This window comes from Aequorivita xiaoshiensis (genome assembly GCF_022008395.1).
GTDB lineage: Bacteria > Bacteroidota > Bacteroidia > Flavobacteriales > Flavobacteriaceae > Aequorivita > Aequorivita xiaoshiensis.
Window position 1 is genome coordinate 200086 of sequence record NZ_JAIRBB010000002.1, and the last position, 25863, is coordinate 225948.

18 protein-coding genes are annotated in these 25863 nt (G+C 34.6%); 7 read left to right on the forward strand and 11 right to left on the reverse strand.

The window, feature by feature from the left end; all coding sequences use genetic code 11:
* Window positions 1–68: 68 nt before the first annotated feature.
* From K8344_RS04175 to K8344_RS04190, 4 genes are all read right to left on the reverse strand, one after another.
* Window positions 69–1382: a S28 family serine protease gene (locus tag K8344_RS04175; RefSeq protein WP_237607010.1), complete on the reverse strand. Its 1314-nt coding sequence runs from the start codon at window positions 1380–1382 to the stop codon at window positions 69–71.
* A 41-nt stretch (window positions 1383–1423) separates the two neighbouring features.
* Window positions 1424–1645 carry a hypothetical protein gene (locus K8344_RS04180; RefSeq protein WP_165147697.1) on the reverse strand — a complete coding sequence of 74 codons (222 nt, stop codon included), beginning with the start codon at window positions 1643–1645 and terminating at the stop codon, window positions 1424–1426.
* Between the two features lie 48 nt (window positions 1646–1693).
* Window positions 1694–2335, reverse strand: coding sequence for a thiamine phosphate synthase (gene thiE, locus K8344_RS04185; RefSeq protein WP_237607011.1), 642 nt, complete (start codon window positions 2333–2335; stop codon window positions 1694–1696).
* 103 nt (window positions 2336–2438) lie between these two features.
* Window positions 2439–3068, reverse strand: coding sequence for a DEAD/DEAH box helicase (locus K8344_RS04190; RefSeq protein ID WP_338144586.1), 630 nt, complete (start codon window positions 3066–3068; stop codon window positions 2439–2441).
* 192 nt (window positions 3069–3260) lie between these two features.
* On the opposite strand from K8344_RS04190, the gene K8344_RS04195 reads away from it, so the two are divergent.
* On the forward strand, window positions 3261–4073 hold the full coding sequence (locus K8344_RS04195; RefSeq protein ID WP_237607012.1) for a hypothetical protein: 813 nt from the start codon (window positions 3261–3263) through the stop codon (window positions 4071–4073).
* On the opposite strand, the gene K8344_RS04200 is transcribed toward K8344_RS04195, so the two are convergent.
* Window positions 4063–4809, reverse strand: coding sequence for an arylesterase (locus tag K8344_RS04200; RefSeq protein WP_237607013.1), 747 nt, complete (start codon window positions 4807–4809; stop codon window positions 4063–4065). The genes K8344_RS04195 and K8344_RS04200 overlap by 11 nt on opposite strands.
* Window positions 4810–4836: 27 nt before the next feature.
* Here K8344_RS04200 and K8344_RS04205 point away from each other — a divergent pair, with 27 nt between their 5' ends.
* Entirely contained in the window at window positions 4837–5526 is a 690-nt protein-coding gene (locus tag K8344_RS04205; protein ID WP_237607014.1) for an ABC transporter ATP-binding protein, read from the forward strand.
* Between the two features lie 47 nt (window positions 5527–5573).
* Complete coding sequence (locus tag K8344_RS04210) at window positions 5574–8066, forward strand: ABC transporter permease (RefSeq protein ID WP_237607578.1); 2493 nt, start codon at window positions 5574–5576, stop codon at window positions 8064–8066.
* Between the two features lie 367 nt (window positions 8067–8433).
* Here K8344_RS04210 and K8344_RS04215 read toward each other — a convergent pair whose 3' ends face one another.
* On the reverse strand, window positions 8434–14358 hold the full coding sequence (locus tag K8344_RS04215; RefSeq protein ID WP_237607015.1) for a carboxypeptidase-like regulatory domain-containing protein: 5925 nt from the start codon (window positions 14356–14358) through the stop codon (window positions 8434–8436).
* Between the two features lie 397 nt (window positions 14359–14755).
* Here K8344_RS04215 and K8344_RS04220 point away from each other — a divergent pair, with 397 nt between their 5' ends.
* A complete protein-coding gene (locus K8344_RS04220; protein ID WP_237607016.1) occupies window positions 14756–15598 on the forward strand; it encodes a M28 family peptidase in 843 nt (280 codons plus the stop codon).
* 193 nt (window positions 15599–15791) lie between these two features.
* On the opposite strand, the gene K8344_RS14125 is transcribed toward K8344_RS04220, so the two are convergent.
* From K8344_RS14125 to K8344_RS04240, 5 genes are all read right to left on the reverse strand, one after another.
* A complete protein-coding gene (locus K8344_RS14125) occupies window positions 15792–15926 on the reverse strand; it encodes a hypothetical protein (RefSeq protein ID WP_262913386.1) in 135 nt (44 codons plus the stop codon).
* A gap of 209 nt (window positions 15927–16135) precedes the next feature.
* Window positions 16136–17044: a succinylglutamate desuccinylase/aspartoacylase domain-containing protein gene (locus K8344_RS04225; protein ID WP_237607017.1), complete on the reverse strand. Its 909-nt coding sequence runs from the start codon at window positions 17042–17044 to the stop codon at window positions 16136–16138.
* Between the two features lie 33 nt (window positions 17045–17077).
* Window positions 17078–18130 carry an ATP-grasp domain-containing protein gene (locus K8344_RS04230; protein WP_237607018.1) on the reverse strand — a complete coding sequence of 351 codons (1053 nt, stop codon included), beginning with the start codon at window positions 18128–18130 and terminating at the stop codon, window positions 17078–17080.
* 2 nt (window positions 18131–18132) lie between these two features.
* Window positions 18133–19968: a peptidase MATCAP family protein gene (locus tag K8344_RS04235; protein WP_237607019.1), complete on the reverse strand. Its 1836-nt coding sequence runs from the start codon at window positions 19966–19968 to the stop codon at window positions 18133–18135.
* 379 nt (window positions 19969–20347) lie between these two features.
* Window positions 20348–21526, reverse strand: coding sequence for an acyloxyacyl hydrolase (locus K8344_RS04240; protein WP_237607020.1), 1179 nt, complete (start codon window positions 21524–21526; stop codon window positions 20348–20350).
* A 244-nt stretch (window positions 21527–21770) separates the two neighbouring features.
* Here K8344_RS04240 and K8344_RS04245 point away from each other — a divergent pair, with 244 nt between their 5' ends.
* The 3 genes from K8344_RS04245 (at window position 21771) to K8344_RS04255 (ending at window position 25861) form a co-directional block, all read left to right on the forward strand.
* On the forward strand, window positions 21771–23531 hold the full coding sequence (locus K8344_RS04245; protein ID WP_237607021.1) for an alginate export family protein: 1761 nt from the start codon (window positions 21771–21773) through the stop codon (window positions 23529–23531).
* Window positions 23532–23564: 33 nt separating this feature from the next.
* The gene (locus K8344_RS04250) at window positions 23565–24578 is read left to right on the forward strand and encodes an SDR family NAD(P)-dependent oxidoreductase (RefSeq protein ID WP_237607022.1); all 1014 of its coding nucleotides are present in this window, start codon (window positions 23565–23567) and stop codon (window positions 24576–24578) included.
* Between the two features lie 443 nt (window positions 24579–25021).
* Window positions 25022–25861: a helix-turn-helix domain-containing protein gene (locus K8344_RS04255; protein WP_237607023.1), complete on the forward strand. Its 840-nt coding sequence runs from the start codon at window positions 25022–25024 to the stop codon at window positions 25859–25861.
* Window positions 25862–25863: the final 2 nt, after the last annotated feature.

Below are 25863 nucleotides of genomic sequence, written 5' to 3' on the forward strand. Positions count from 1 at the left end.
CATCTAAATTTAATCAAAAAAAAATAAAGGCCCTTTCGATTTTGATTTCGAGCAACTGCGCTTAATGTCTATTCCTTAAGCCAACTATCTATAATTTTATAAATCTGTTGTTGTTCTGAAACATCAAAACTCTTAATACGAGTTCTATGATCGCCTTGAGGGTTTACAAACTTAAATAATTCTCGTTTCTCAGCACTCTCTGATAACTCTACCGCCGTAGCACTCCAGGCGTCGTATTCGCCGTAAATGAATAGCATCTTTTCGGCCTTCGTGTCTAAGAAAGCTTTTATGTTTTGCATTGGCTTAGGATCGAAAGGTTTTGAGATGTTTTCAGGGAAAGCCCAATCAAAAGTGTAAATTTCATCGGTATTCAAGTGTTTTTCAAACGGCATTGTTTCATACCCATAAATTCCTTGTTGTGTTAATGCCGCCCAAAAATAGGGTTGTAGATCTTCAACAGAACTTTCCTCAAAAAAGCCATAGCCAACAACATCAAACAAATGATCGTAAATAGCTTCAACTGTTGCTGATTCTGTTGGAATATCTTCAGCTTTCGTTCCCCACTGCCAATGTGCAAAAGGGTATTCTAAAATTGAATATTCAAGAGCTTTCTCAGCCCCAAACTCCCATGACATTTCTTTTTCAGCTGCTTTAGCCTTTAATATTTCTAATAGAGCTTCTCTATTTTTGAAGCTTAATTCTTGAAAGTTTTTGATTTTAGTCCTGTCTTCTTCTGTTCCTACATTCCTTAAGAATTTAAATATCCTTTCGTCTTCTCTATCAAAATTTAAAGGACCAACGTAACAAACACAACCGTCAACATTTTTTGGAAAATAATATCTATGTGCCATTACAGTTTGACAACCTTTTGAAATTCCTGTGGAAATAAATTTTGCATTTGGATATAAGGCATTTCTAATTGCATTGATGATAGCAGCTTGATCTTTAGCGGCATTTTCAATTGTAAGCGTATTCCAATCTATGTCTTCAGGTCGTGAATTATTGAAATAACGATGTTCTATTGATATTTGGTTTGCATTGTAATGAGTTGCTAATTCCCCTGCCTTTTCTGAACCAATTCCGTAGCCATTAAGCTCGACAATTACAGGTTGTTGAGGGTTTTCAAAACCTAAAAATACACGCTGTTTAAAAGTTCCTTTTGTTAAGTCGTTATGGTCTATTGGTTGTTCAAACCAAAGCTCATAATTTTCGTCAAAATGACTTACCACAGCTCTTTTTTCAATACTTACAACATTTTCTATAGAAGCTAATTTCTCAAAGTTTGATACCTCTTTTAAAGTAGGTTCAACGTTTGTCGAGGTTTTACAACCTACAAATAGAAGAACAAAAATCAAAAAATAATGATAGCGAATTGATTTCATAATAAATTCAATTTTAAAGTTTTAATATCGTCAAGTTAGTGTTATTCAATAATTTCGTAATTAACACTTAGTTTTCGTAAGGCACGTAATGCAGAACCCGAGTTTTTATCGTCAACATCAATTTCTACTGCGTCACCTTCTAATAATATATCTGTAAGTTCCTTAGCCAAGGACTCATTGTGCTTTGATATTTCTGTAATACATTGAGCTATCGCTCTTCTATCGGGGCGCTGAGCATCGCAAGATATTAAGTTTAATTTCATGAGTTTTCAAAGCATTAAATGTCAATAAAATATTTTTCAGCTTTACCTTTATTCAAAAGTATATCGTTGTTCTGCCGCTGAAGAAGCATTGAGCATTTCGTTAAATATTCTAATTGTATTAAAATTACGAGTAATTTCCCCAGATACTGCTAGTCCTGAAATTCCAGTTTCTAGGATTGCGGTTACATCTTCTAAGGTAATTCCTCCCACACCAATTATAGGCGTTTCTGTATTTAAAACATCAATAATTGCTGTATATCCATCTAATCCTAAAACTAGGGGTAAATTTTCCTTTGTTTCTGTAAATTTAAAAGGGCCTAGACTAATATAATCTGCTTCTTTTTCAATTAAGGCTTCGCAATCTTGTAAAGTGTTTGCAGTACCACCAATAAACTGCCAAGTATATAAATGTTTTCTAGCAATAGTAGGGCAGGTGTCAGATTTTCCTAGATGTACTCCGTCTGCTTTAATTTCTCTAGCGATTTTATAATTGTCGTTTATTATTAATCTGGTCTGAAAGTGAGCCGTAATATCTCTTGCCTCTTGGGCTAGTTTTAATAACTTTTTATCAGAAACATTCTTTAAACGCAACTGTACCAATTCTGCCCCAGAAGTACACGCCTTCTGTATATTTTCTAAATGCTCTTTAGGAGAATTCCCTTGAGATATATAATGTAATTTAGGTATCATAGCGTATTGTCGATGTTTTGATAAATAAGATTGCCTTGCCTTTTTTTGAAAATCTCTTTTCTATGTTCTCTATTCTTTATTCCCTTAGCGCAACTATTTATTTTTAAGAGACCTCAACCTTTTTAGCAAACTCCATAAAGTGTGCTTCAAAGCGTTTTAACATTGGGTGTATTTTCTCTGTATACAATACATATTGACACCTTTTGATAGTTTGAGTAACGGCCATGATTGCTGTATAATTAGATTTTTGTGCAAGAAATTCAGCATCGTCAACACTTAATATTTTTAACTGAGAAGAACTCACTCCATTGGTTAAAAACAATTTATTTAAAGTTTTAGGCGTGGAAATTAAAATATCTACACCCATAAATATTTCAGATTTTTGAATGTCTATATGAAGCTCTTCGTATCCAACGTATACCCTTATTTCTTTGTGTTGTGTATATTTTTCAAAAGCTTCAAACATTTCTAATGCTTTTTCCTTGTTTTCTACCAAAACCACTGCCCTAGGGGCATCTCCAAGGGGTTCAAACTTTAATTTCTGTAAAGTTGTTAGAATAAGTGTTGTTGTTTTTCCACTTCCCTTAGGAGCCGAACAATAAACATTAGCACCACTTTTAATAACAGGAATGCTTTTAGTCTGAAACGGAGTAGGAGTAATTATTTCAAACTTTTCTAACTTCTCTTTTATTTCAGGGTTTAGTTTTTTAAAAGGCATAGGAAATAAAGACATGATAAATAGTTGAGATTTTACAATGCAACAAATATACTACCTAATGCCGAGTTATAAGGAATTACGGAGTGAACTTACTTTTTTTAATTTTGATACTTAAATACTACAGTATTTCGCCTTGTCATTTCCTTAAAAATTAAGATATAAGGCTATTAAATAATTATAGCTATTTTTGTCGAAAATTATATTTATATGAGATTAATATTACCGTGTATAGCCATTTTAATTTTTTCAGTTAACTCTTTTAGTCAAGTAGGAATTGGTACTACTACACCTAAAAGTGATTTACATATTTCGAAATCTTCTGTAGATGGAGGAAGTGTACAAATAGACGGTGGAATTAGACTAGGAGGAAGAAACACGACATTGGGAAGTAAAGGGGAAATTGGACAGGTATTAATGAGTGGTGGTCCAACGGGGAGTGCTAAATGGGTTACCTTGGGAAAAACGGAAGGATACTCTACCAATTGTGATGTTCCTAATAATATTGCAACGATAAATATAACTTTACCGGATGGAAGTAATGGAAATGAGGTAAATGTTACTAGTTTTCAAATGGCAACAGCCTTAAGTTCTTTACCTCAGGGTGGTATAGTTTTGATAAGAACTAATGCAATAACTATTTACAACAACGTTAATACACGATTAACAGTTCAACTTCCAACAGCGACCTCTGTTATAAACAAACCCTTTGTAATTGCCTTCGATGGTCCAATTAATTCTAATAATTTAATAAACCATAATAAAACAATTGAAATACTTGTAAAGGCCACTGAAGACAATTCAATTGTTTATGAATTAGGTACAGTTTCAACAAATAGAAAATTTTTTATAAATGAGTTTCCTGACAATAACAATTTAGATTACAAAATTTCTGAACTTGAAAATAATTCTAGTGATACTCAACCTATATTATTAATGAATTCCTATACAATAACTGCGATTGACAATAAGACATGGACCTTTACCAACAGAGATTGTTATATTCAGAATCCTAAATCTTAATTATTGGTAATAATACGTCCCAAACATTTTCAGCCAAAATCTTATGTCCTTCTGCAATTGGATGGATTCCGTCGGCTTGATTTAATTCTTTCACTCCACCAACATTTTCTAAAATAAATGGAATGAAAGCAATATTGTTTTCTTCCGCTAAATCTGAAAAAATTGCTTTGAACTCTGATGTGTATTCTGCACCCATATTTGGTGGCATTTGCATTCCCGCCAAAACAATTTTTATGTCAGAATTCTTTGCTCTTACTGCATCTATAATTGCTTGTAAATTAGCTTTAGTCTCAGTTATAGGAAGACCACGCAAACCATCGTTGGCGCCAAGCTCTAAAACAAAAACATCAATATCTCGATTTAAAATCCAATCGATTCTACTTTTACCTCCAGCCGAAGTTTCTCCGCTTACACCGGAGTTCACAACTTGATAATTTAGCCCTAATGAATCTATTTTATCTTGTATAACTCCTGGAAAGGCATCATTAGTGTCCTCCAACCCATACCCTGCAGTAATACTATCGCCAAAAAACAAAATAGTTTTACTAGATGTTTTTTCTGAAGTTTCAGTTTCAGTAGTATGGTTTTCGGTTGAATCTGTTGTGGCCTCAGTTTTTTTATCATTCCCACAGGAAATCACTACACATGCCAGAAGGATATAACAAAACTTTAAGAGGTTTCGAGACTTGTAAAGGCTTGTATTTAAAAGGCTTTGTGTAATTTTGGACTTCGGCATATTGTCGGAGATTTTTAAAAAATTTAAATGACAAAGATATTAAAGATTAACGGGCTAGAAAAGACTTATACAAGTGGCTCAAAACAATTAACTGTACTTCAAAAAGTTTCCTTTGAAGTTGAAAAAGGGCAAACATTTTCAATTGTTGGGCCTTCTGGAAGTGGAAAAACTACCTTACTGGGATTAGCAGCCGGTTTGGACACACCTAACTCAGGAACAGTGGAATTATGTGGTTACGATTTAAGTAAGCTGAATGAAGATGAACGAGCACGATTGCGAAACAAACAAGTAGGCTTTATTTTCCAAGATTTTCAATTATTGCCAACCTTAACTGCGCTTGAAAACGTAAGTGTACCATTAGAGTTACAAGGTGCCAAAAATGCCGCAAGTAAAGCGAAAGAATTATTAGAAAAAGTAGGTTTGGGAAAACGTGTCAATCATTATCCCTCACAACTATCTGGTGGGGAGCAGCAACGAGTAGCAGTAGCAAGAGCATTCTCCAACAATCCTTCTATTTTATTTGCCGATGAACCTACTGGAAATTTAGATGAAGAAACTGGTGAAAAAGTAATTCAGTTACTTCTTAACCTCAATGAAGAAGCAGGGACTACACTTGTTATAATTACGCACGATTTAGACTTAGCCGCAAGAACGCAACAAATTTTAAAGTTGAAAGGGGGACAAATTTTAACCAATGAAAAAACAGCGGTAATTTGAAAAAGTCAACTTTAAAATCAAATAATATTCCTGCTTGGCTATTTAAAATGGCTTGGCGTGATGCTAAAGCAAGTAGGGCGCGGTTACTACTATTTATGGCTTCCATTGTTTTAGGAATTGCCGCAGTGGTTTCAATACAGTTATTTAGTCACACCCTTACCGATAATATTCAAAGACAATCGAAGTCCTTGATGGGAGCCGATTTTCGTATCGATATAAATGAAGCTCCATCTGAGCGGGCACAGGAAATTATAGATTCCCTTCAACCAGACGCTTCGGAAGTAAGTTTTGTATCCATGGTCGCATTCCCTAAGAACGATGGTACTAAATTAGTTCGTGTGCGTGGCTTGCAGGGTGATTTTCCTTTTTATGGAAAACTTGAAACAGAGCCAGTTACAGCCTCCTCTTCATATAAAACTTCAGGTGGTGCACTAGTAGATGCTACCTTAATGTTGCAGTACAACCTTCAAGTTGGCGACTCTATTAAAATAGGAGAAATAACCTTACCTATAGCTGGTGCTTTAAATGCAATTCCGGGTAATACAGCAGTCTCAAGTTCTGTTGCCCCATTGGTAATTATTCCGTATCGATTTATAGAAGCAACGAAATTGTTGCAATTTGGAAGTCGTAAACGTTATGAATTCTTCTATAATCAACCCGACACCGATTTAGTTTTATTGGAAGAGCAATTGCAACCAATACTAGAAGAAGAAAATGCCGACTTAGACACTCATATTAGTACTAGCAGTAGATTAGGGAGGCGTTATGATAATGTAGGTTCGTTTTTAAACCTTACTGCATTTATTGCACTCTTGTTAGGTTGTGTAGGGATTGCTAGTTCAGTTAACATCTACATTAAAGAAAAAATAAAAGCAATTGCCGTTTTAAAATGTTTGGGAGCCTCTAGAAAACAGAGCTTTTTAATTTTCTTGATTCAGATTGCAGGAATAGGATTATTAGGAGGAATTATTGGTACAGCAATAGGAGTAGGGCTTCAAGAGTTTTTCCCTATTCTTTTAAAAGAGTTTTTACCTTTCGAATTAACTATAAGTATTAGTCTACAACCGCTCATTATAGGTGTTCTTTTAGGGGTTATAATGTCAGTTTTATTCGCTTTACTACCGTTATTGCGTACATGGTATGTTTCACCATTAGAAGTATTACGAGTTAATGGTGATAATTTAAAACAATCCAGAAAAGCAAGTATTGTAGCCATTACTGTGATTGTTTTATTTTTATATGCTTTTTCTTATTGGTTGCTTAGTGATTGGATGTTTGCATTAGCCTTTATTGTCGGAGTTATGGTAAGTTTTGGAATCCTTTCAGGGATAGCATTAGGAGCAATGAAATTGGTAAGAACCTTTTTCCCTAAAAGCGCAGGCTTTACTACTAGACAAAGCTTACTGAATTTATTCCGTCCCAATAATCAAACTGTAGTGCTGTTAGTGGCTATTGGCTTAGGAACTTTTTTAATTAGTACATTATATTTTACAAAGGATATTCTATTAGATAAGGCTGAAATTGGTCAAACATCAGAAAGTGCAAACTTAATAACCCTAGATGTGCAACCAGACCAAGTAGGCGACGTAGTGAATACTTTTAAAGCAAATGGTTTGCAAGTATTCAATAATATTCCGCTAGTTACTATGCGAATGCACAGTATAAAAAATGAACTGGTAAACGACCTTCGCACCGATAGTACAGCCCAAATAAGAGGTTGGGTTTTAAATCACGAATTTAGAACCACCTACCGAAATCATTTAATTGATTCTGAAGAAATTGTAAAAGGGGAGTGGGTGCCTTTACAAAAGCCAGGCGAGATTGTTAAAATTTCCATTTCCGAAAATCTTGCTGAGGATGCAAATGTGACTATTGGTGATACAATTGTTTTTAATGTACAAGGTGTTTTGATGGAAACCGTCGTAAAAAGCATCCGCAAGGTGGATTGGGCAAATCTGCAACCTAATTTCACTATCCTTTTTCCGAGTGGTGTACTAGAAGACGCCCCCCAGTTTTATGTATTATCTACCAACGCACCAACTGAAGCCAGTTCTGCTAAATTGCAACGAAACTTAGTAAGCAAGTTTCCAAATATATCCGTAATAGATTTACGGCAGATGTTTACTGTAGTAGAAGATATTCTTAACAAGGTGTCTTGGATAATAAATTTCATGGCATTTTTTAGTATTCTTACGGGGGTTATTGTTTTAATAGGTTCCGTACGTACTAGTAAATATCAACGAATAAAAGAAAGTGTTTTATTGAGAACCTTAGGAGCAAAAAGCAGACAGATTTTAACCATTACCGCTTTAGAATATTTATTTCTAGGTATTTTAGGTAGCCTTTTAGGAATACTTTTGGCATTGATAGGTAGTTTGTTATTAGCAGTGTTTGTATTTCAAGAACCATTCACTTCATCGCTAATCCCCTTTTTGATTTTCTTACCTGGAATCTCTCTTTTAGTCTTAGGAATTGGCGTAAGCAACATTCGAGAGGTGTTAAGAAGTTCGCCATTGGAGGTTTTGAGGAAGAGTGGATAAATAGTTGTTAGTTTTTAGTGGGTAGAGAGAAGGTTGCGGCTGGATAATCGAAGCAGGATTATAGAACTAATAGGTTTTTTAAACTTGTCAGCTCTGATGTACTTCTTTTGGTCGTATGAATTGGTCTTACCAATTTTTCGAGCGTTTTTTATACTCTGCGTCCTATGCAACTTTGCGGTTAAATATCACAGCTGAGACGAAAAGGGTAAATAAAATATCTAATTAACTAACTTTAATAAAGTGTGTAAGCCTAAATTTTTTAAGAGCCTTATTTGTTTTCTTACAACAATAAACGACGATTCAGATTTGATAAGTAAACCTTAGCAACCGCTTGTTGTTTATCTCTATGGTTTGCAATATTTTTAAATCATTCGATTGAAACTTTTTTAAGTGAGGTATTCGCATTGAACGTAGGAAAATACATTAGTTCAACCTTTGCAGGATTCAGAGTGTAATTTCCTGAATATCTCGGTACCAACTTTACTTCAAATTGATGTTCGCCAACAGGCAAATTATCGCAAAAAAATGTAGCTTCGTTTTTAAAGTTTTCTCTGTGGCTTTCAAACTTATTTTTGCTTTGTGTACTGGCGTAGGAGCATCCCCCTGGAATTGGAACGTTGATTAATACATATTTGGCATCTTTTTTAATATTCACATTCACTAACAGAGTAACTTCTTCTCCTCCTTTCAATATGTTACTAGTTGTGTCTTTAAATTGGGTGCTTATTTCGAAATCTCCTGTTCTTTTATCGGGATTGCCTTCCCAATAGGATTGATGACTTGTAAAGTAAATTGGAAAATCCCCGGTTTTTTTAATCGAAATGTTTTGATTAGGTGCCAAGGTGAAATCGAAAGGAAAAGTTTCAATGACTTTAGAGATATCACCTTTAATGATGAGTTTTGGAGAAGTGGGTTTCCTACCGTCTTGAATGAAATCGTCGAGAATCGTTTCTATGATTTGAGCCGACTCAAAGGTATTTCGCCAATATCCGGGCTGGCGTCTTTCAAAAAAGTAGTTTCTCATTTTCGAAAGGTCAGCAGTATGATCTAATGTATCGGCTTTCAGTATTTTATACGTTAATAAAGTATTTTGGATATTGTTGTTCAATATGTTCGAAATGTTTTTGGCATCTGAAAAATATACATTTCCGAAAAGTGTTGTCCTCCTGTTTTGAATGATCGAATCTAGTTGATATTCCATCCCATGCATTTGTTGAAGATCAGTGAGCATGAGTCGTTCATTAAATTGGATTTGATTCCTTTGTTCTAATTTTTCGATGTACTTGAGATAATCTACTGGGACATCAAACAAATTTAACGCTCTTAAAATTCGGTACGTCTCATCGAAGTTTGATGTGGTCTCCAGTCTCCAGATCATTTCTTGGACGGTTTTGGTTGGGTTTAGTTTTACTGTGTAACCATTATCTTTTGCCAATGCTAAAGCTTCGAGCACTTGCAGACTAATCCAATAACTGTCTTTGGAATTTTTCCACCATCCCCATAAACCTGAATCTTTTTGATTTTTTAGTAATCGGGAAATGTGCTTTTCGATACGTCTTTCATTTTTAAAAGGTACTTCTTTATAAGTAGCTAATCTTTTCTGCATCAACAGCATTTTGAGCTTGGAGGCTACTTGCTCGTTGCAGAGGTATTTATAATGAATAACGTAATCCATTTCCTCATCAAGTATTTCTAAGATATCGGCTCGCGCATAAAGTCTAACCGTGCCATAATCGGGATGGAAGGATAAATCGATTTTTTTGTTATCTTCCAATACGTAAAACTGACCTTTTGTTTGATGTAGGCCTTGAGGATATACCGGAATCTCCCTTAATTCTCCATCATAATATCCATCGGGTTTTTCTAATGTGTATTTCACCGAAATAGAATCTTTTGGAGCAATCATCAAGGTGTCGATAACAGCATTTTTAAAACGTTCTATTTTTGAAAATTGAACGATATCGTTTACCGAATAAGTAATAGTTGCTTCTTGCTCAGATTCTGTGTAATTGAGTGACTTCCCTATAGCATAGGTGGTGTCTTGCGCTACTAAAAATCTTGGAATAGCAATTTGTGCCATTAAAGGCTTATAGGATTTAATCGAATTTTTTATCTGACCTGATTGTTTATTTCCGTTCATGGCTAGATAAAAGGTTTCCCAATTTGTAATATCGTCTGGAAAAGTTACATTAAAACTAACTTTTCCGTTTATGTCGGTCTTAAGCTTTGGTTGCCAAAAAGCGTCATCCAAAAAATTTTGTCTCAACGAACTTCCGTCGAGTGTAGTTTCATAAAATGTGCTATCAAAATCTGCTCCTTTGTCTTGCAACTTCAGCGTTGAAAGCAAAGCCTCATCACTTAGCTCAATAATAACTACCCCATTGGCACCTCTTGCACCATACAAATTTGTAGCTTCCAATCCTTTTAAAACGTTTATAGATATAATTTGTTCGCTATTTATTTTAGCGACATCTCCAGAATATATCATTCCGTTGATAATATATAATGGCTCGGAATCGTCTGATAAACTACCCACACCTCTGATTGTCATATCCGGTGCAGCCCCATGTGTAATTTCTACCCCACTCGCTTTTCCGGCCAATGTTTGTTCGATGGCTAGGCTAGAAAGAGAACCTACAGAGCTTCTTGAATTAGAATATCCAGTTACAACAACTTCCTCTAGACTAGCTCCCGCTTCTAGCTGAATATCCATTCTATTTCCTTCGGGAATCATTTCTTGAGAATCGAAACCTACATAAGAAAACATCAACACTTCTCCTTCATTAATGAAGATGGTATAATTACCATCGAAGTCGGATTGAACACCTCGGGAAGTCCCTTTTACAATAATATTCGCTCCAGGCAATGGAATACCAGTATCATCCATTACAGTTCCGTCTACTCTTATGCTGCCTTCAATACTAAAATAATTTTGAAGCGTAGAATTAATTTGATCTAAGCCAGTGGTTCTGGATTTTTCATCCGATTTTTCTGAGGAAATAATATTTTGAATAATTTCGTCAAGAGTTTCACTAAAAGAATCTTGAATTAAGACCTTAGGTCTATGGATTCTGATGAAATTTAGGCCATTGATATCCACTGGTATATCATCCACTACGTGATATTTTTTATCGGAATAAAAGAAAATAAGTTTGTATTTTCCTTTGCTGAGTTGATGGATTAAACGGGATTTACCTGGATAGACTCTGACGAAATTTGGGTTATCTTGGCTGAAAATAAATATGTTTAAAAGGACTTCTTCTAAGTTCTCTTCATTTTCTATTGCTAAGGACAATTTTCCAAAGCCCGGAGTGGTATTTTTTGAATTTTGAAAATAGTCCCATGTTCTACGGGTTGTTGTAATAGAGTTTTGATACAGATCATTAATTTTTTCTGGAGTCAATACCAAGTCGTGAAGACCTTGAAGATTATTATAGCCAAACCTATTATACAAACGTGTTGGAAATCGGGAATTATTGTATGACCTCATTTTTATCATACCATCTTGAAAATCATATTCAAAATATGGTTTATGAACAAACACATTTGTGATACTATCACGCATTCTGAATGTTACACTTCCAGAAACAGGTCCCGCCAAACTGTTGTAACTATAGCCTGCATTGTGTGACAAGAGTTGAGTGTTTTCCCCATATTGGATGAATGCAATTTTTTTGCGAAATGTATTTCGATAAGGAAAAATATATCGATAAAGCAATCTTTGCTCTTGATTGCTCAATTTGTTTTTATTTTTTTTCTGTTCAATATCTTCTATAGAAATGGTTTCATCTAGGCTGAATATCACTTTTTGATTTTCAGGAAAATGCACATTGTTCACGGTATATGTGTTCTTGCTTGTTCGTAGTTTAACCTGATGATATCCCGGTCTAACATTAAAGGAATAAGGTCGTTGATTGGTGGACCAATTAAAATAAACAGGCGAATTGTCTACGTAAATAACGTGAATAGGAACTGATTTTCCATCTGAAAATACAAAAGGCGCAAACTGTGTTATGGAATCTTTAGGATAAAATGAAGTTCGGTATATGTCATTTCCTGGATAAAGAAATTTGTAGTATTCAATGGTATCCAAACCTGCTCTTTTTTTCCAATATTTGAAATCCAGTTGGCGATCCTTGGTCTCATTTAACTTATTATCGTTTAAACTGAAGGTATTAATGATATTTCTGCTCTTTCTTTTTTTGCCTAAATAGGGTAGGTGGGGAGGGTAATGTCCAAACTTTTTGGTCAGGGAATAAGCTGTGATATCAACGCCTTCTACAGGATTCCCCCTGTAATCGGTAACAGACAATTCGATTGTGGAATTTTGGCCAGGATAGACCAAATTGGGTTGTTCGACTTCAATAGTTAATGCCTTGTCTTTGATGGGAACTGATATGTTCTCAGTTTTTACTTCTCCACCCCAAATATATTGTATTGCTATTTGATAATCTTCGAGAGAGTTCAGAGGTTCAGATACTTGAAGCTTGTCGCCATATCCAGATGAAAGTCTTTGGTTCTTTAAATACGTATTATAGTTGAAAAATAGGTTTCTCGGATTGATAACTTCTAGTTTGATTGAATCTGCCGTCCGATTTCCGGAGATTTGAAGAAGCGAGGACTTATCCGAAATATTGTATTGCAGCACCTTATCATTAGATTTTGAAATGTAAGTTGAATAAAATGGGTTCAGTTTTAGACTTATGGGCGTTTCTCCTTCAAACACTAAAGTTTCATTACCAAAATTATCTTGTCCGAATACCTGTGTTTTCCTATTTGTGGACAAACCGTTATTCTTAAAAGTAATATTAATGGAATCACTTTTTAATTCAGCTTCTAAACGTTCATCTAAATGGTAGTAAGTCACACTTTCACTATTTAATAATAGCTCGTTGTCTGATGTTAAAAGTTTTACGTCTAGTACATATTCGAAATTGGCAGAAGGGAACAGCGAATCTGAGATTTGTACTTTAGTTTCTGAAGATGGTAGTAACCTTTTTTCAAAATAATCGAGGGTGTCTGGTATAAAAAGATTATCCTTAAAATAAGATGTCGGTCTTTTTGGTCGTATTAATATCTGAACTCGCGCATCTTGAAGTACCAATTCATTTTCATCGGTTGCTTTGATGTAAACGTCTAAAGGTTTGTTTCTGTATTGATTTTTTGTGGGCAATCGAAGGTGGAGTTGGTTTTTTGTCAACTCGTAATCTTCATAACTAAATGAATTTGAAATCAAAGTTTGTTCCTTCCTATTCTTGAGTTCAATAGCATAATGGGTGTCAAGTTTGAGTTTGAGGGAATCGTGTAGAAAGAATTGAAATTCATATCCCCCTTTATCATAGGGAGCTAGTTCTGTTAAAGTTATATTTTGCCTATTTCCATATAAGGAAACCGATACAGGTTTATCGTGTGGTTTTCCTCTTTTATTAACCAAAAAACTTTTAAACTTAACGGTGTCTCCGGGTTGGTATTTAGGTTTGTTGAAAACCAAGTAGCCTTTATAGTTTTTTCTTTTAGTTCCATAACAATGATAGTCGTCAAAAAGGCACATTACTTTGTGATAGATTCGAACAAAAAAGTTTTCAGTTCTTCTAATTGTTCCTTGTGACCAACCATCAGTAATAGACTTTACGGCATCTACGGGTAAATTGACAACAAATTCTACAGGAGTCCAAACATATTTCAATGGAGTCCCGTACAAAACCTTTCTAGAATTTCTTCGGAAAGCAGAATTGTTGTAATTTCTATCTAAGTAGTAGTAAGAGGTTTTACCTAAATACGTAATTTGAATAAGCCCTCTTTTATTCGTCTTTTTTAATGAAAAAGACTGGATGTGATCGTTGAATTTTATCGACTTGTTTTTAATTTTCACATCTGCATCACGAATTAAATTTCCCTCCAAGTCATAAAGCTGAATAACTAAATCTTGATAATTATTTAATAAAAAAACTTCGAGATTCTGAACGGTAGCAATTTCAGTTTTTTCAATATTCTTGTCTAAATATGTTTTTAAATAATGTCCAGGCCTTAAATTTTTATCGTAGCTGTCTCCGGTTGGGAAAGAATCGATTAATGTATGGAAATATTCAGTTTCAATGTTGACGTTGCTTTTTGAATATATCTTTTTAGCTTCGTCATCAGAAATCTTGAAAATATATGTAAAAGCGCTATATTGCTTACTTTCCAATAGCTTTTGTGCCGAGGTAGAAGTGTAATAACAACCAATGATGACAATAAGGATATACTTCAGAATGACTTTGATGGTAAGACGGGGACTATCGTTATAATGCATTAAATAAGTTGAGTTTCAATCTTTATGTTAAGAAAATATATTCGATAGTTACTGACAACAAAGAGTTTAGTATATATTGAAAACAAATATCGTTGAAATCAAATATACCAAAAAATATTCGGAGCTTTGGTAGAATTATTCCTACTCCATATCAGGTTACAGCCACGATTATAGTTGTAACAAAAAACTCAAAGAAATGAAAAAGTATTTATTAAGTAAACCTTACTATTAATCTCGAAATAAATCGATAGGAGCATTTAAGGTGGTGAATATGTACTTTAGGCATAATAAAATTTAAAATGCTTTGAATTGACAGTTACTACTAGCAGTTCTCAATGAAAGTGAAAGCATTAAATTGGATACGGATATCATAATAGCAGTGTAGTTAAAAAAAAATATGACAGCTAATACAGAAAACTTATACAATCACGTAGCTTTTTTAACTTCTATATTCCCATATAGAAACTACAAAAACATTGATAGCCTTCAAAAAACAGCCACCTATATAGAGAAGCGGCTTAAGGACGTTGGCTTACCTACAGCTAGACAAAAATGGGAAGCTAAGGGAAATATATATGAAAACGTTATCGCAACTTACCAACCACAAAAAACAAAAAGATTTATAATTGGCGCACATTATGACGTTTACAAAGATATTGCTGGGGCAGACGACAATGCAAGTAGCGTAGCTGGTTTGTTAGAAATATCACGTATGTTAGCTGAAAGTAGTTTAAACTTAGATTATGGAATTGATATTGTATTTTTCTGCTTGGAGGAACCTCCTTTTTTTAAAACAGATAAAATGGGAAGCCATATTCATGCCAAGTCAATAGCAAAAACAAACAAGGATTATATCGGTATGATAGCGCTTGAGATGATTGGATATTATCGTGAAGTTAAAATTAAAGATGAAGACAGCACATTCAATAAAAACCAATTGATAGTATCTGGAATTAAAAAATTTGATGAGTTCAACAGAAAAGTGTCTTACCTATTAAAAGCCAATGGCACAATGGGATCTCGAAGGGTATCTTTTGCTGAACACTATCCAAATAACGGCCCTTCCGATCATCGCAATTATTGGGAGTTCGATATTCCTGCGGTTATGATTATAGGCACAGGAGGGGAAGGTAATCCAAATTATCACACCCCCACAGATACTATTGAAACTTTAGATTTTGAAATTATGACAAATGCAGTGAATTGTATTGCACATGCCTTGTTTAATTTTTTTGAATGAAGTTAGAGGTAAAAGGATTGAGTTTTAGTTCCAAAAATATATGATCTAAACAAATTTGGTTGTATAGCTCAGATTGAGTGCTTTTCATCAAATTTACCTTTCAAACTTAGCATCGCTATTTTGATTTTCTAGATTTGCTTAGTAATATTCGCTCAAAAATATCAGATAAATCTTGATAGTAATAATTTTCTATCTATTCCTCTTCTTTCGCACCTCTATTAGGTGATTTAGGCAAATCTTTAATATCTTTTTTATTTCGATCTTTTTCTACTTCGCCGTATTGATTGTGGTCGCGTTTTTTGCCAAAACCGTTTGTTGTATCACCCATAACTATTTATTTTAAATTAGGAATTGATTCTTAAGTTTTAAAACTAAAAAATTGCCCGCTAAAAGAGAGGTTATTTGTAAAAGATTATAACACAATTATGTATATTTTAACAGTAGTATTGTGTTTTTAACGAGTGAGGATAGCAGCTATTTAACAGGTCAATTTATTCACCAATTATCGGTGAAATAATGGGAGGGGAGCGTTATTAGTTATGCCGAAACCTCTTCAACAATAAAGAAACCATCGTTTCCTTGTTTTTGATAAAGTGGCATAAAAATATAAGCATCCCATTTGCTATATACGGGATTACCATTTTGATGCGCCAAAAGTTCTCCTTCTTTAATAGGTTGAAAATTGCTATATCCGGGTTCCATTTTAAATTCGTCGTCGGGTTGTAAGCCGTGTCTATATGAAATTTTAAAAGTTTTTTGATCTTTCTTTTTTTCTAAAAGCATTTGCGCAGCTTCAGGAAATGTATTTAACGAATTTAAATTTAAGTTACAAGCATTTTGAAGTGCTAGCCAAATTATACCTTCGTGATTCATTTTAGCGATTTTACTTTCGTGTTGGCCGCCTTCAAATACAAACCCAGTCATACCAATTCTACTTTCGTAATGGTCTATACAACCCAAAACAATATCTGAAAACCCACGAATAATATAAGTTGGAAATTTATGCGCCCAACTATCGTTATCGTTTACTTCTTGCACCGAAATATAAGGTGCACTCGCAGCCGAAGTAGTATGACAATCTAAAAAATATCTTTTGGTGAAATCGTGTTTAGGAAATTGATTAAGCACCTCAATAATTTCAAACATTTCTTGCTTTTCGTGGCTATCTTTTATCTGCTGCTCAATATTTGCAACAGTCCAAGTTCTGTTTAAATCTTCATCTATATACCGCACACTTTTTTGCAATGCGGCTCTATTTCCAGATACACCCACAACTTTTCCTACAATTTTGGGTTTTTCTTTCTGAAGAATTTTAAACACTTGTTTTAAAGCATATACACCACTAGGCTCATTACCATGAACTCCTGCTGTAATAAATAATAGCGGTCCTGCCTTATTGGAAGTATAAGTGCCAATTATCCTTGGTATTTTATCCGTTTCATTCATAATTTTAGTCAAATTTATTCTGAAATATTAATATTAATCCATAGTAGCCAAAGCTCTGTTTGACAGACTATCTTTATAATATTTTTTGTATTCAATTTTTCTTTCAATAGCTGCAACCACAGTATCGGTGAAGCCTGGAAGATTAATGTCTTCGCAATAATCCAATCCGCCGGGGCTAAGCACATTAATTTCAATAAGCTTATCTTTTACAATATCTAAGCCTACGAAAAACAGTCCGTCCCTAATTAATTTTGGGGCGGTTAGGGAGACTATTCGTTCAATTTCAGGGGTAAGTTTTGCTTTTTTAGCCTTTGCGCCCAAGGCCAGGTTACTTCTAAATTCGGACGAATCGCTATTTACTCGTCTAATAATTGCTTTTTCACCGTTTTCCTCTAAAATTTTACCGTTTAGTAAAATTACGCGTACGTCACCTTTACTCACTTCTGGCAGAAATTCTTGAGCAATGATATATCCTTTGGTACTGAGAGATTCAACTATTTGATTTAGGTTTTTTTTGTCTTCATCAATTAAATAGACATCTTGTCCGCCAGAGCCTTCCAATGGTTTTAAAACCATTTTTTTATCCATCTTTTTCCAAAATGCCAATAAATCTTCTTTGTTTCGGGTTATTAGGCTGTTAGGTTTAATTTCGGAAGGCAATTCTTCAAAATATAATTTATCGATAAAGGCGTGGCTCATAGCAAATGCGTCGTTTAAAACCAATACACCATTCTGTTGAATCATTCGTGCGAAAGCAATGCCGCTGTGTTCTGCCCAATGCCTATCTGAGGATTCTTCGGTGGGATTATTTCTTAAAAATAATACATCCATAGCTGTGCTGGGCACCGATTTGCTTTTTACGCTATCATCTTGAACTTGTTCCCAAAAAACTTCAACAGCATCTTCTTTTATAGACGGCGGTAATTTTTTGCATCGAAGGCTAATATCTTTATCGCGATGGAATATAAAATCGCCCACGCTCATTACAAAAACCTCGTGCCCACGCTCGTGTGCTTTTTTTAATATATGAACGGTAGTACCGCAGGTTTCAGTTTTAATGTCGCTTATTACAAAACATATTTTCATAATTAAATTAGTTTAAAGAGAGAAATCCCTTGTTTAATATTATTAATTCGTTGGTTGAAATGGTTACTTTTAAGATATCGAGGTTTTAATCGAGGGGGCTGTAAAAGGTTACGAGCAGTTAGATCGGTTATCATTGGAACGTGTTTAAGTGCAAATTTTCCGGCTAATAAAAATTCCAAATCACCTCCATCATTTAAATAATCGCGCAGCTGCATCAATCCTTTTAAATAGATAATATCTTTTAAAAATCCGCCGCCTTGAAACATTCGCGAGGTAATATTAAAAGCTCTTTCCTTTGAAAAATTATACGTTTTGTGCAGCAGGTTAAAAACTTCTTTAAAATCGGCGTTGTCCATCAAGGCAGCCCCGGCAACTACGCGTCCCGCCAACAGTCGTAAGCGGTTTGCAGATAATCCACCCGATAAATATTCAGAAAGTACAGCAATTCCTTCTTGCAATGGGTCGTAATCTGCGAATCCCACACTCAACTGACTTAAAGGTTGTTGTTTCCCATTGTAGTGGGTTAGGGCATGAGTGCCAATTTCGTGCTGTATTAACGCTTCTGCTTCTTTGTGCGATAAAGTGTAATCTGAAGGTAAGTACAATTCGCCATTACTTACCATCATTACATTTACATCATTTCGAATGTGAACTTTACATTTATAATTTGGATCCTGTTCTCTAAAATAATCAAACTCTGCTTGTGCCATTTTAGCAAAATCGGTTGCCGAAAGTTCGTTGTTTTTGGCATTTTCTTCTTCTTCTGAAATATGCTGTAAGATTAATTCGGCTTCGGTTAAAACATCGGTATCCAATCCTTTGTAAAGCCGCACACTACTGTAGAAGAAATTTTTAGAGCCTCGCTCCTTTAACATGGTAAGTTGTTGATCTAACTCTTCACGTTTTTCGTGAAACAAATAGGAGAGGGCAGGGTCGTCTATTTGGTCAATTTCCAAATTGTATAATTTTCTCTTTAAAATGTCTGGGTCAATAGGGAGGAGCCGATAGTGATACGGTTCTACCTTTTTAAAATTGCTTTCAAAAAAGACTTCTCGAATATTTTGAATATTTACGGGGGCCACCAAAAGCAGAAATTGGTAGCTGTTTTCAATTTGGGTAAGAACTCGATCCATTTTAAAAACTTCTTCGTGAATTTGACGTTTTCCCAAAGCGTAATAATTGGCCAAATTACTTGAAGTTTGTACCCTTATAAATTCAAAAACCGACTTTTGAATAGCAACTGCAAGACTTTCTTGAAATTGTCTAAAATAAATAGGGAAGACTTCACCTTCAGTATCGCGGTAAACAGGCGGTATTTCTAAACCAATAAGCGTTCCACCGCAATCTTTAATGGTTTCAATATCCAGCAAGGCTTTTTCTGAATCTTGTTGTCTTTGTTTGGTCTGTTCAATTTTGGCACCTAGTTTTACGCCATAAGTAGTACTTTCAATATTTGTAAGTGCCTCGCGCAATACTTCGAGGGAGACAGGTAATTTATGAGCAGGACCGCGAATTATAAATTCGGTACTTTTAGATGACCCGCTGTAAATTTCCATTAAAAAAAAGCTTCCAAAACGGGCACTCATTTTTTGGGTAAGCTGTTTTATAACTACGGAGAAATATTCTGCATTATTTTCACCAATAATCAAATAACTTGCAGCCGTTTTTGCTAACCTAAGCGTCGCTTTGTCATTCGGTTTTTTTCTATAAATTAATAGGAAGGGCACATCGTGTTCTAAAAATAAAAAACCATCATGAGCCAAACTTTTAACAGTGCGTTCGCCGTTTTTAAGTTCACCTATAAAGTTTTCTATTTCAATCTGTGGGTTAATCTTCATTGCTATTTTAAAATGGAATTTCAGTTTAATTAATATGAATATATAAAATATGCCATGAGCAGAAGATTGGTTTAATCATTATTTAACAAGGCATTAGGAAGGATTTATGATGAATATACTGGTTTGATATGTGTTGGATACAACCTCGAAAAATAGCTTGAGAATAGAAGGTTTTTTCAACGTTTCTCATTTAATGTTGTAGAAAAATAAATTTGACACAGGTGTAGCGGTTAATAAGTATCTGTCCTATTTTTTAATTAGTAATTTAAAAATTTAAAGAGATGTATCGTAGGGAGGAAGTTTTAGTTGAAAATTTTAAGAAATTGTTTCCGAAATTTGGTTGGAGTATTTTTAAAAACAATTTGCAAGTTAATTATGGCTACCATGAAAAAGGCCGAAATCCTATTCCATATTCAATATAATCGGCAGCTCCACCATTTAAGGTTTTTAATCCTATTTGAGCAAAAATTCTTTTTGAAAAGTTGTATCGTAACGCTGGACGCATAAAAAACTCACCTTTATCATTATTATCACCGAGATAGGTACCAAACTGCATTTTAACAGCAAACTTGTAAAACCTAAAATCATAACCTCCATGAACCCCTACAGACCATCGGTCGGAAGCCGTTTGGTTTTGTAATCGATTGTCATAAAAAATATCAAATCCACCAGTTACAGCGTGCATTTCGTTGATTTGATATTCATAATCAATAATTCCGCTAAATACTCCCATTAGGGTTTCGGTACCTTTTAAAGCTTCACTTTGGGCTGTACCTCCAGCAATTAAAATGGAAATAGCACTGCCACGTATTTTCTTTAAAGCCGAACTATTGGGTCTTCTAAATCTGGCAGGCAAAACATTATTGGAATAAAGATTTTCCTCATTTGTGGATTGCGCCGCATTGTAGTTATAACGCAATCCAAAATTTATTCCGTATAAATTTAAACCAGCATTAGGCTTATAAGTCGATCCATTACTAAAATGGGTGAAATCTATACCATATAGTAGATCCAGTTCGCGAGTCCATTTATAAGTAAATCCAAAATCTATATTAAAATAAACTGCAGCTCTAGCTCCAATGGCTTCATTAACCGGATTTGTTTCGGAATCGTAAGGTTTTAATTTGTAAGTAAGTCCAAAAGAAGTTTCAAGAGCAAAAATATTTCTTCTGGAAGGATCAGAAAATGGAAACTTTATAAAACCATAAATCGCATTGGGGTTTCCAAAAACTTCAGCATCACTTAAAAATCCTGAGTAAATACCTATTCCATACGACGGATACCCATATCTACTTACCCAACTTTCATTATTTGATGACTGCCACCCATATTTTATGGTAACACCACCATAACCATTGTCCAGTAAACCACTTTCATTAAGAACATCTGTAGATTTTAAAAAAGAACCAAAATGCGGTTTTATCTGGATATATCTAAATTTATCTCCTTTCGATTCTTTTGATGAAATAATACCTTGACCGTATGAATGCAGGCAGAATAAAAGGAATAGGGTTGTAAAAACTGATGTAATAGGGTTTAGGTTTATATGTCTATTCATCAGTTAGCGGACTTAGTGAATGCAATTTCACGGTTAATTCGTGAGATAAATTTACAAAAAAAATTTAGGCTTACGATTTAAACAATAGATGTAATATAAACGACTCCTTAGAATTTAATACTGTTTTTAAAAAGAGCCTGTTGAAATTTGGGGATTATTCTATTTTTTAAAACTCACATTAAATACAATTTAAATTTGTAGTTTTAAGACTTTATTAACAATTATGTTTTAAATAACTCAGTTTATGAGAGGGATTTTACGTCAATCATCAAAATACTCTTATCGAAAGACATTCGTAATTATGTATTTTGTAGTTGGATTTTTTTCCTTTCATGGTCTTTTGGCTCAAGGCATCGGAAATACAGACCCTTATGAAGATAAACGAATTGAAAAGGTAACTATTGAAATAACAAATCCTTCTCAAGACATTGCTCTCAACGAACGCCTAATTGACAAAGTCCGTCAGAATTTAAAAATATTTCCCGACAAACGGTTTTTGAACACACAAGTAGATTTTGCTTTATCACAATCTCGTCAGGATTCTAGAATTTCTGAAACTAAACTTGATCTAGCATTTGGACCCACGGGAGGCGTTCTAGTAACAATTTATCTCACGCTGGGTGACGGCATTGGTAAATCCGTTGTAAATGGTTTTTTTAAGTCTGGAAAAATTAGTGAGCTTCCAAAACTTTACAATAAAGGAAATACTTTTATTCGTTTAAAACTTGAAGCACTCGCCATTCATTACAGTAATACTAATGCTTGGTACGCACAGCCAGATGCACTGCTCAACGGCAATCCCTTAGTAGAAGGTACGCCAGCGGGCAACGGATATGACGATTGGGTAGAAGGTTTTGCACATTTAGGTATTTATGGAATTACACCCATTACAGACAATTTTCTTATCTATGGAGGTGTAAGCGCAATAGTTAGCGGTTCCAAAGGCGAAGAATTATTCACAAACAAAACCCGTGGCTATTTAGGTATTGAAGATGCTTATATTGGTTTTGTTACTGGAAAAACTTGGGAAAACGGACATCGGTTGGCAGCAAATATTTCAGTGGGCAGACAACGTTATACTATCGGTAATGGTTTTTTAATTGCAAACACATCTTCAAACGGTGGTAGCAAAGCAGCCTTACAATCCAACCCTCGATGGTCTGCAGATTTACTTGCACGTGCTAGTATAAAATATGATAATACTTCGTTGGAATTTTTCTATCTGGATCCAGACGAACTTCCCATTGTAGATTCCAAAACAAAAATATTAGGCCTTAATGTTGAAGCGTTACCAACTGCAAGTATTTCAGTAGGAGGGAGCGTATTGGCTGTTCAAAAATCCGAATATGGTTATTTTACTACTAAGAAAACTTATAGTAGAGAAGGACTTCGGGTTTTTGATGCACGCTTTAGATGGCAACCTAAACTAAAAGGGCAATCTGGAATTTTTATTGCTGGTGAAGCAGGATTACAAACCAATGTTAATTTCCCAATGCGCGCGCATGGATATTTTGGAGAGGTGGGCTATAATTTTTCAAAATTTCCTTGGAAACCAACCATTAGTTATCGCTACGCTAGTTTTACCGGAGATGATGGAAACACCGATAGATTTGAACGCTGGGATCCATTATATTCTGGTGGAAATGGAGAACAGTGGGTGCAAGGTATAAATCATTTTAAAGTAGTCCAAAACTCAAATGCAATTATGCATCGATTACAAATAAGGTTAAGACCGAGATCCAAACTCGAACTGGTGCCACAAATTTGGTTTTTTAAGGCAGACAGTAAAACCAATTTAGGAGGAAATCCAGCTTTATCTTTTATAGAATCAAAAGATTATGGCTTTGAAACCAATCTTACTTTTAAGGTTTTTCTGTCACGTAAAATATTTATCCAAGGCCACGTTGCAGCAACGTTTCCTGGCGACGCTGTAGCTACAGCCTTATCGCCTGAAATCCCAAAAAACTGGTGGAGTACAATGTTGTTTATGCGTTATGCATTATAAATTTAATAATTACTAACTTTTAAAACTAAGATCATGAACAGAAGAAAAATGTTGAAAAATACAATGCTTGGCGCGGTTGCTGCCAGCACAGGTCTGGCGTATGCTAATTTGGAAAGCGGACTAATAGCTCCAAAAAGTTTATCGGGTGAAATAGATGTTGACCCAGTTGACCCAAACTATTTTATCCCGAATCGTTTTAAAGGTAAAACTATGATAGTTACAGGATGTGCTCGCGGAATGGGAATGACTGCAGTACGGAGGGCCGCAAAAGAAGGAGCAAACATTGTGGGAGTAGATTGGCTAGAGAAAGAAGGTAAAGCCGTAATAGATGGAATAGTGAATGATGGAGGTTCGGCTAAATTTGTACACGGCGATATCTCCACCAATGAAACCTGTAGGGAAATGGTTCAAAAAGCGGTAGAATCATATGGAAAATTGGATTTCGCCATCAATAATGCGGGAGTTATGGATGCCATACATCCAAGTGAACCCATTAACTATGAAAAACAGAAGCATCTTACATTCAGCAGATGTCACGAAGCGACTGATGAATATTGGGATGTGGTGATGCGTGTTAATGCAACTGGAATGTTCAAATGTTTACGCGAGGAATTGAAACAATTGGTTGCTCAAAAACAAGGTGGTGCTATAGTAAACGTTGGCTCTGTAGCAGGTTTACGGGGTTTTTCGGGAACTCCATCCTATGTTGCCAGTAAACACGCTGTTAATGGTCTTACAAAAAATGCTGCAATCGACTATGCTGAATATGGAATACGGGTAAACTCTGTAAATATGGCCAATACGTCTACCTCAATGGTTGAAAGAGCTTATAAATTAATGATGGCAAAAAGTAAAGCAAATAAAGACAATCCAGGCTCTGGTATAAGCTCCATTAAAACTCAAAGTTTATTGCAATTCACAGATTCTGAGCATAGAGATTCAACCCCAGAGGAGCAAGTGGCAATTATGCTGTTCTTATTATCAAAAGAAGCCTCATATATTACAGGAGCCAATTGGGCTACAGACGGAGGATTTACTACTTTTTAATAATTGTATGAATATTAACTAGAAATTGACATTTTAAACTTCCAAATCAAAACCTTTATTTTAGGTTCTATTTTGGAAGTTTATTTGATAAACGTCTAATTATAGCCATTACTAAATAATCGTCTGGTCGTGAAATAATTTTTGCATAAATACTTATTTAATTGTCTAAGCCTCACTACCTATTTCTGTTTTTATATGAAACAACGAAATATATAGCGCTTATTACATTTAGGGCTTTGCGGTTACAAGCTTAAATTTAACCAGGGGAGTGAAGGAAGGAAGTAATTTTTTTTGTAATTGCATCAATAAAAGTCGAGTGAGCGTAGGAGGGAAGTGAAATGGATGTGAAATAATTCATAAAGGGAAAACTCGTTTTCAGTATTCATCCCATTAAATTCTGTTTTGTTATATAAACCTAATATATTTATTACAAAATAATCCAAATGCCAATAGAAAACATTCCTGAAATCTATATTAAAAACAAAAGCGAAAGCCCTGATTTATTTGTCTACGATTTTAAAATGAACAATAATGTGGTGAAAAGCAAAGTCAATTTAAGTATGCACATGTTTAGCTTTTTACAAGTAGGAAAAAAACAGGTGCATTTTGCAAATACCGCAGTGGCCGTAAACAAAAATCAGTCTTTACTTCTTAATAAAGGAAATTGGTTATGGACAGAACTATTGGATACCGATGCCACCTATTATTGCAAATTATTGTTTTTTTCTGAAAATAAACTCTCAGAGTTTTATAATAAGCATGTAAATAATGTAAATACAAGTAAAAATGAGGTTGGTTATTTTGTGATTGAAAATGATAGTTATATCATGTCCTATCTAAATTCATTAGACACTATAAATGAGGCACCAGCTATCTTCAAGAACAATTTACTCTCAGTAAAATTTGAAGAACTAATGCTGTATCTTATTAATAAATACGGTTCTAAATTTGAATTATTTCTACACTCTTTAATTTCACAACAAATATCTCCTTTTAAAAAGGTTATTGAAAACAATGTGTATTCCAATTTAAAGTTAGAGGAAATTGCCTTTTTATGTCATATGAGTTTATCCACTTTTAAACGGCGTTTTGCTAACGAGTATAATACGTCCCCCGGAAAATGGTTGCAGGATAAACGGCTTTTAAAAGCAAAAGAAATTTTGAAGGAAGGCCAATTAAAAGCTTCGGATATTTATTTAGACTTTGGCTATAACAACCTTTCTAATTTTAGTATTGCCTTTAAAAACAAATTCGGATTCAATCCGAGTGAAATACCGACGTAATT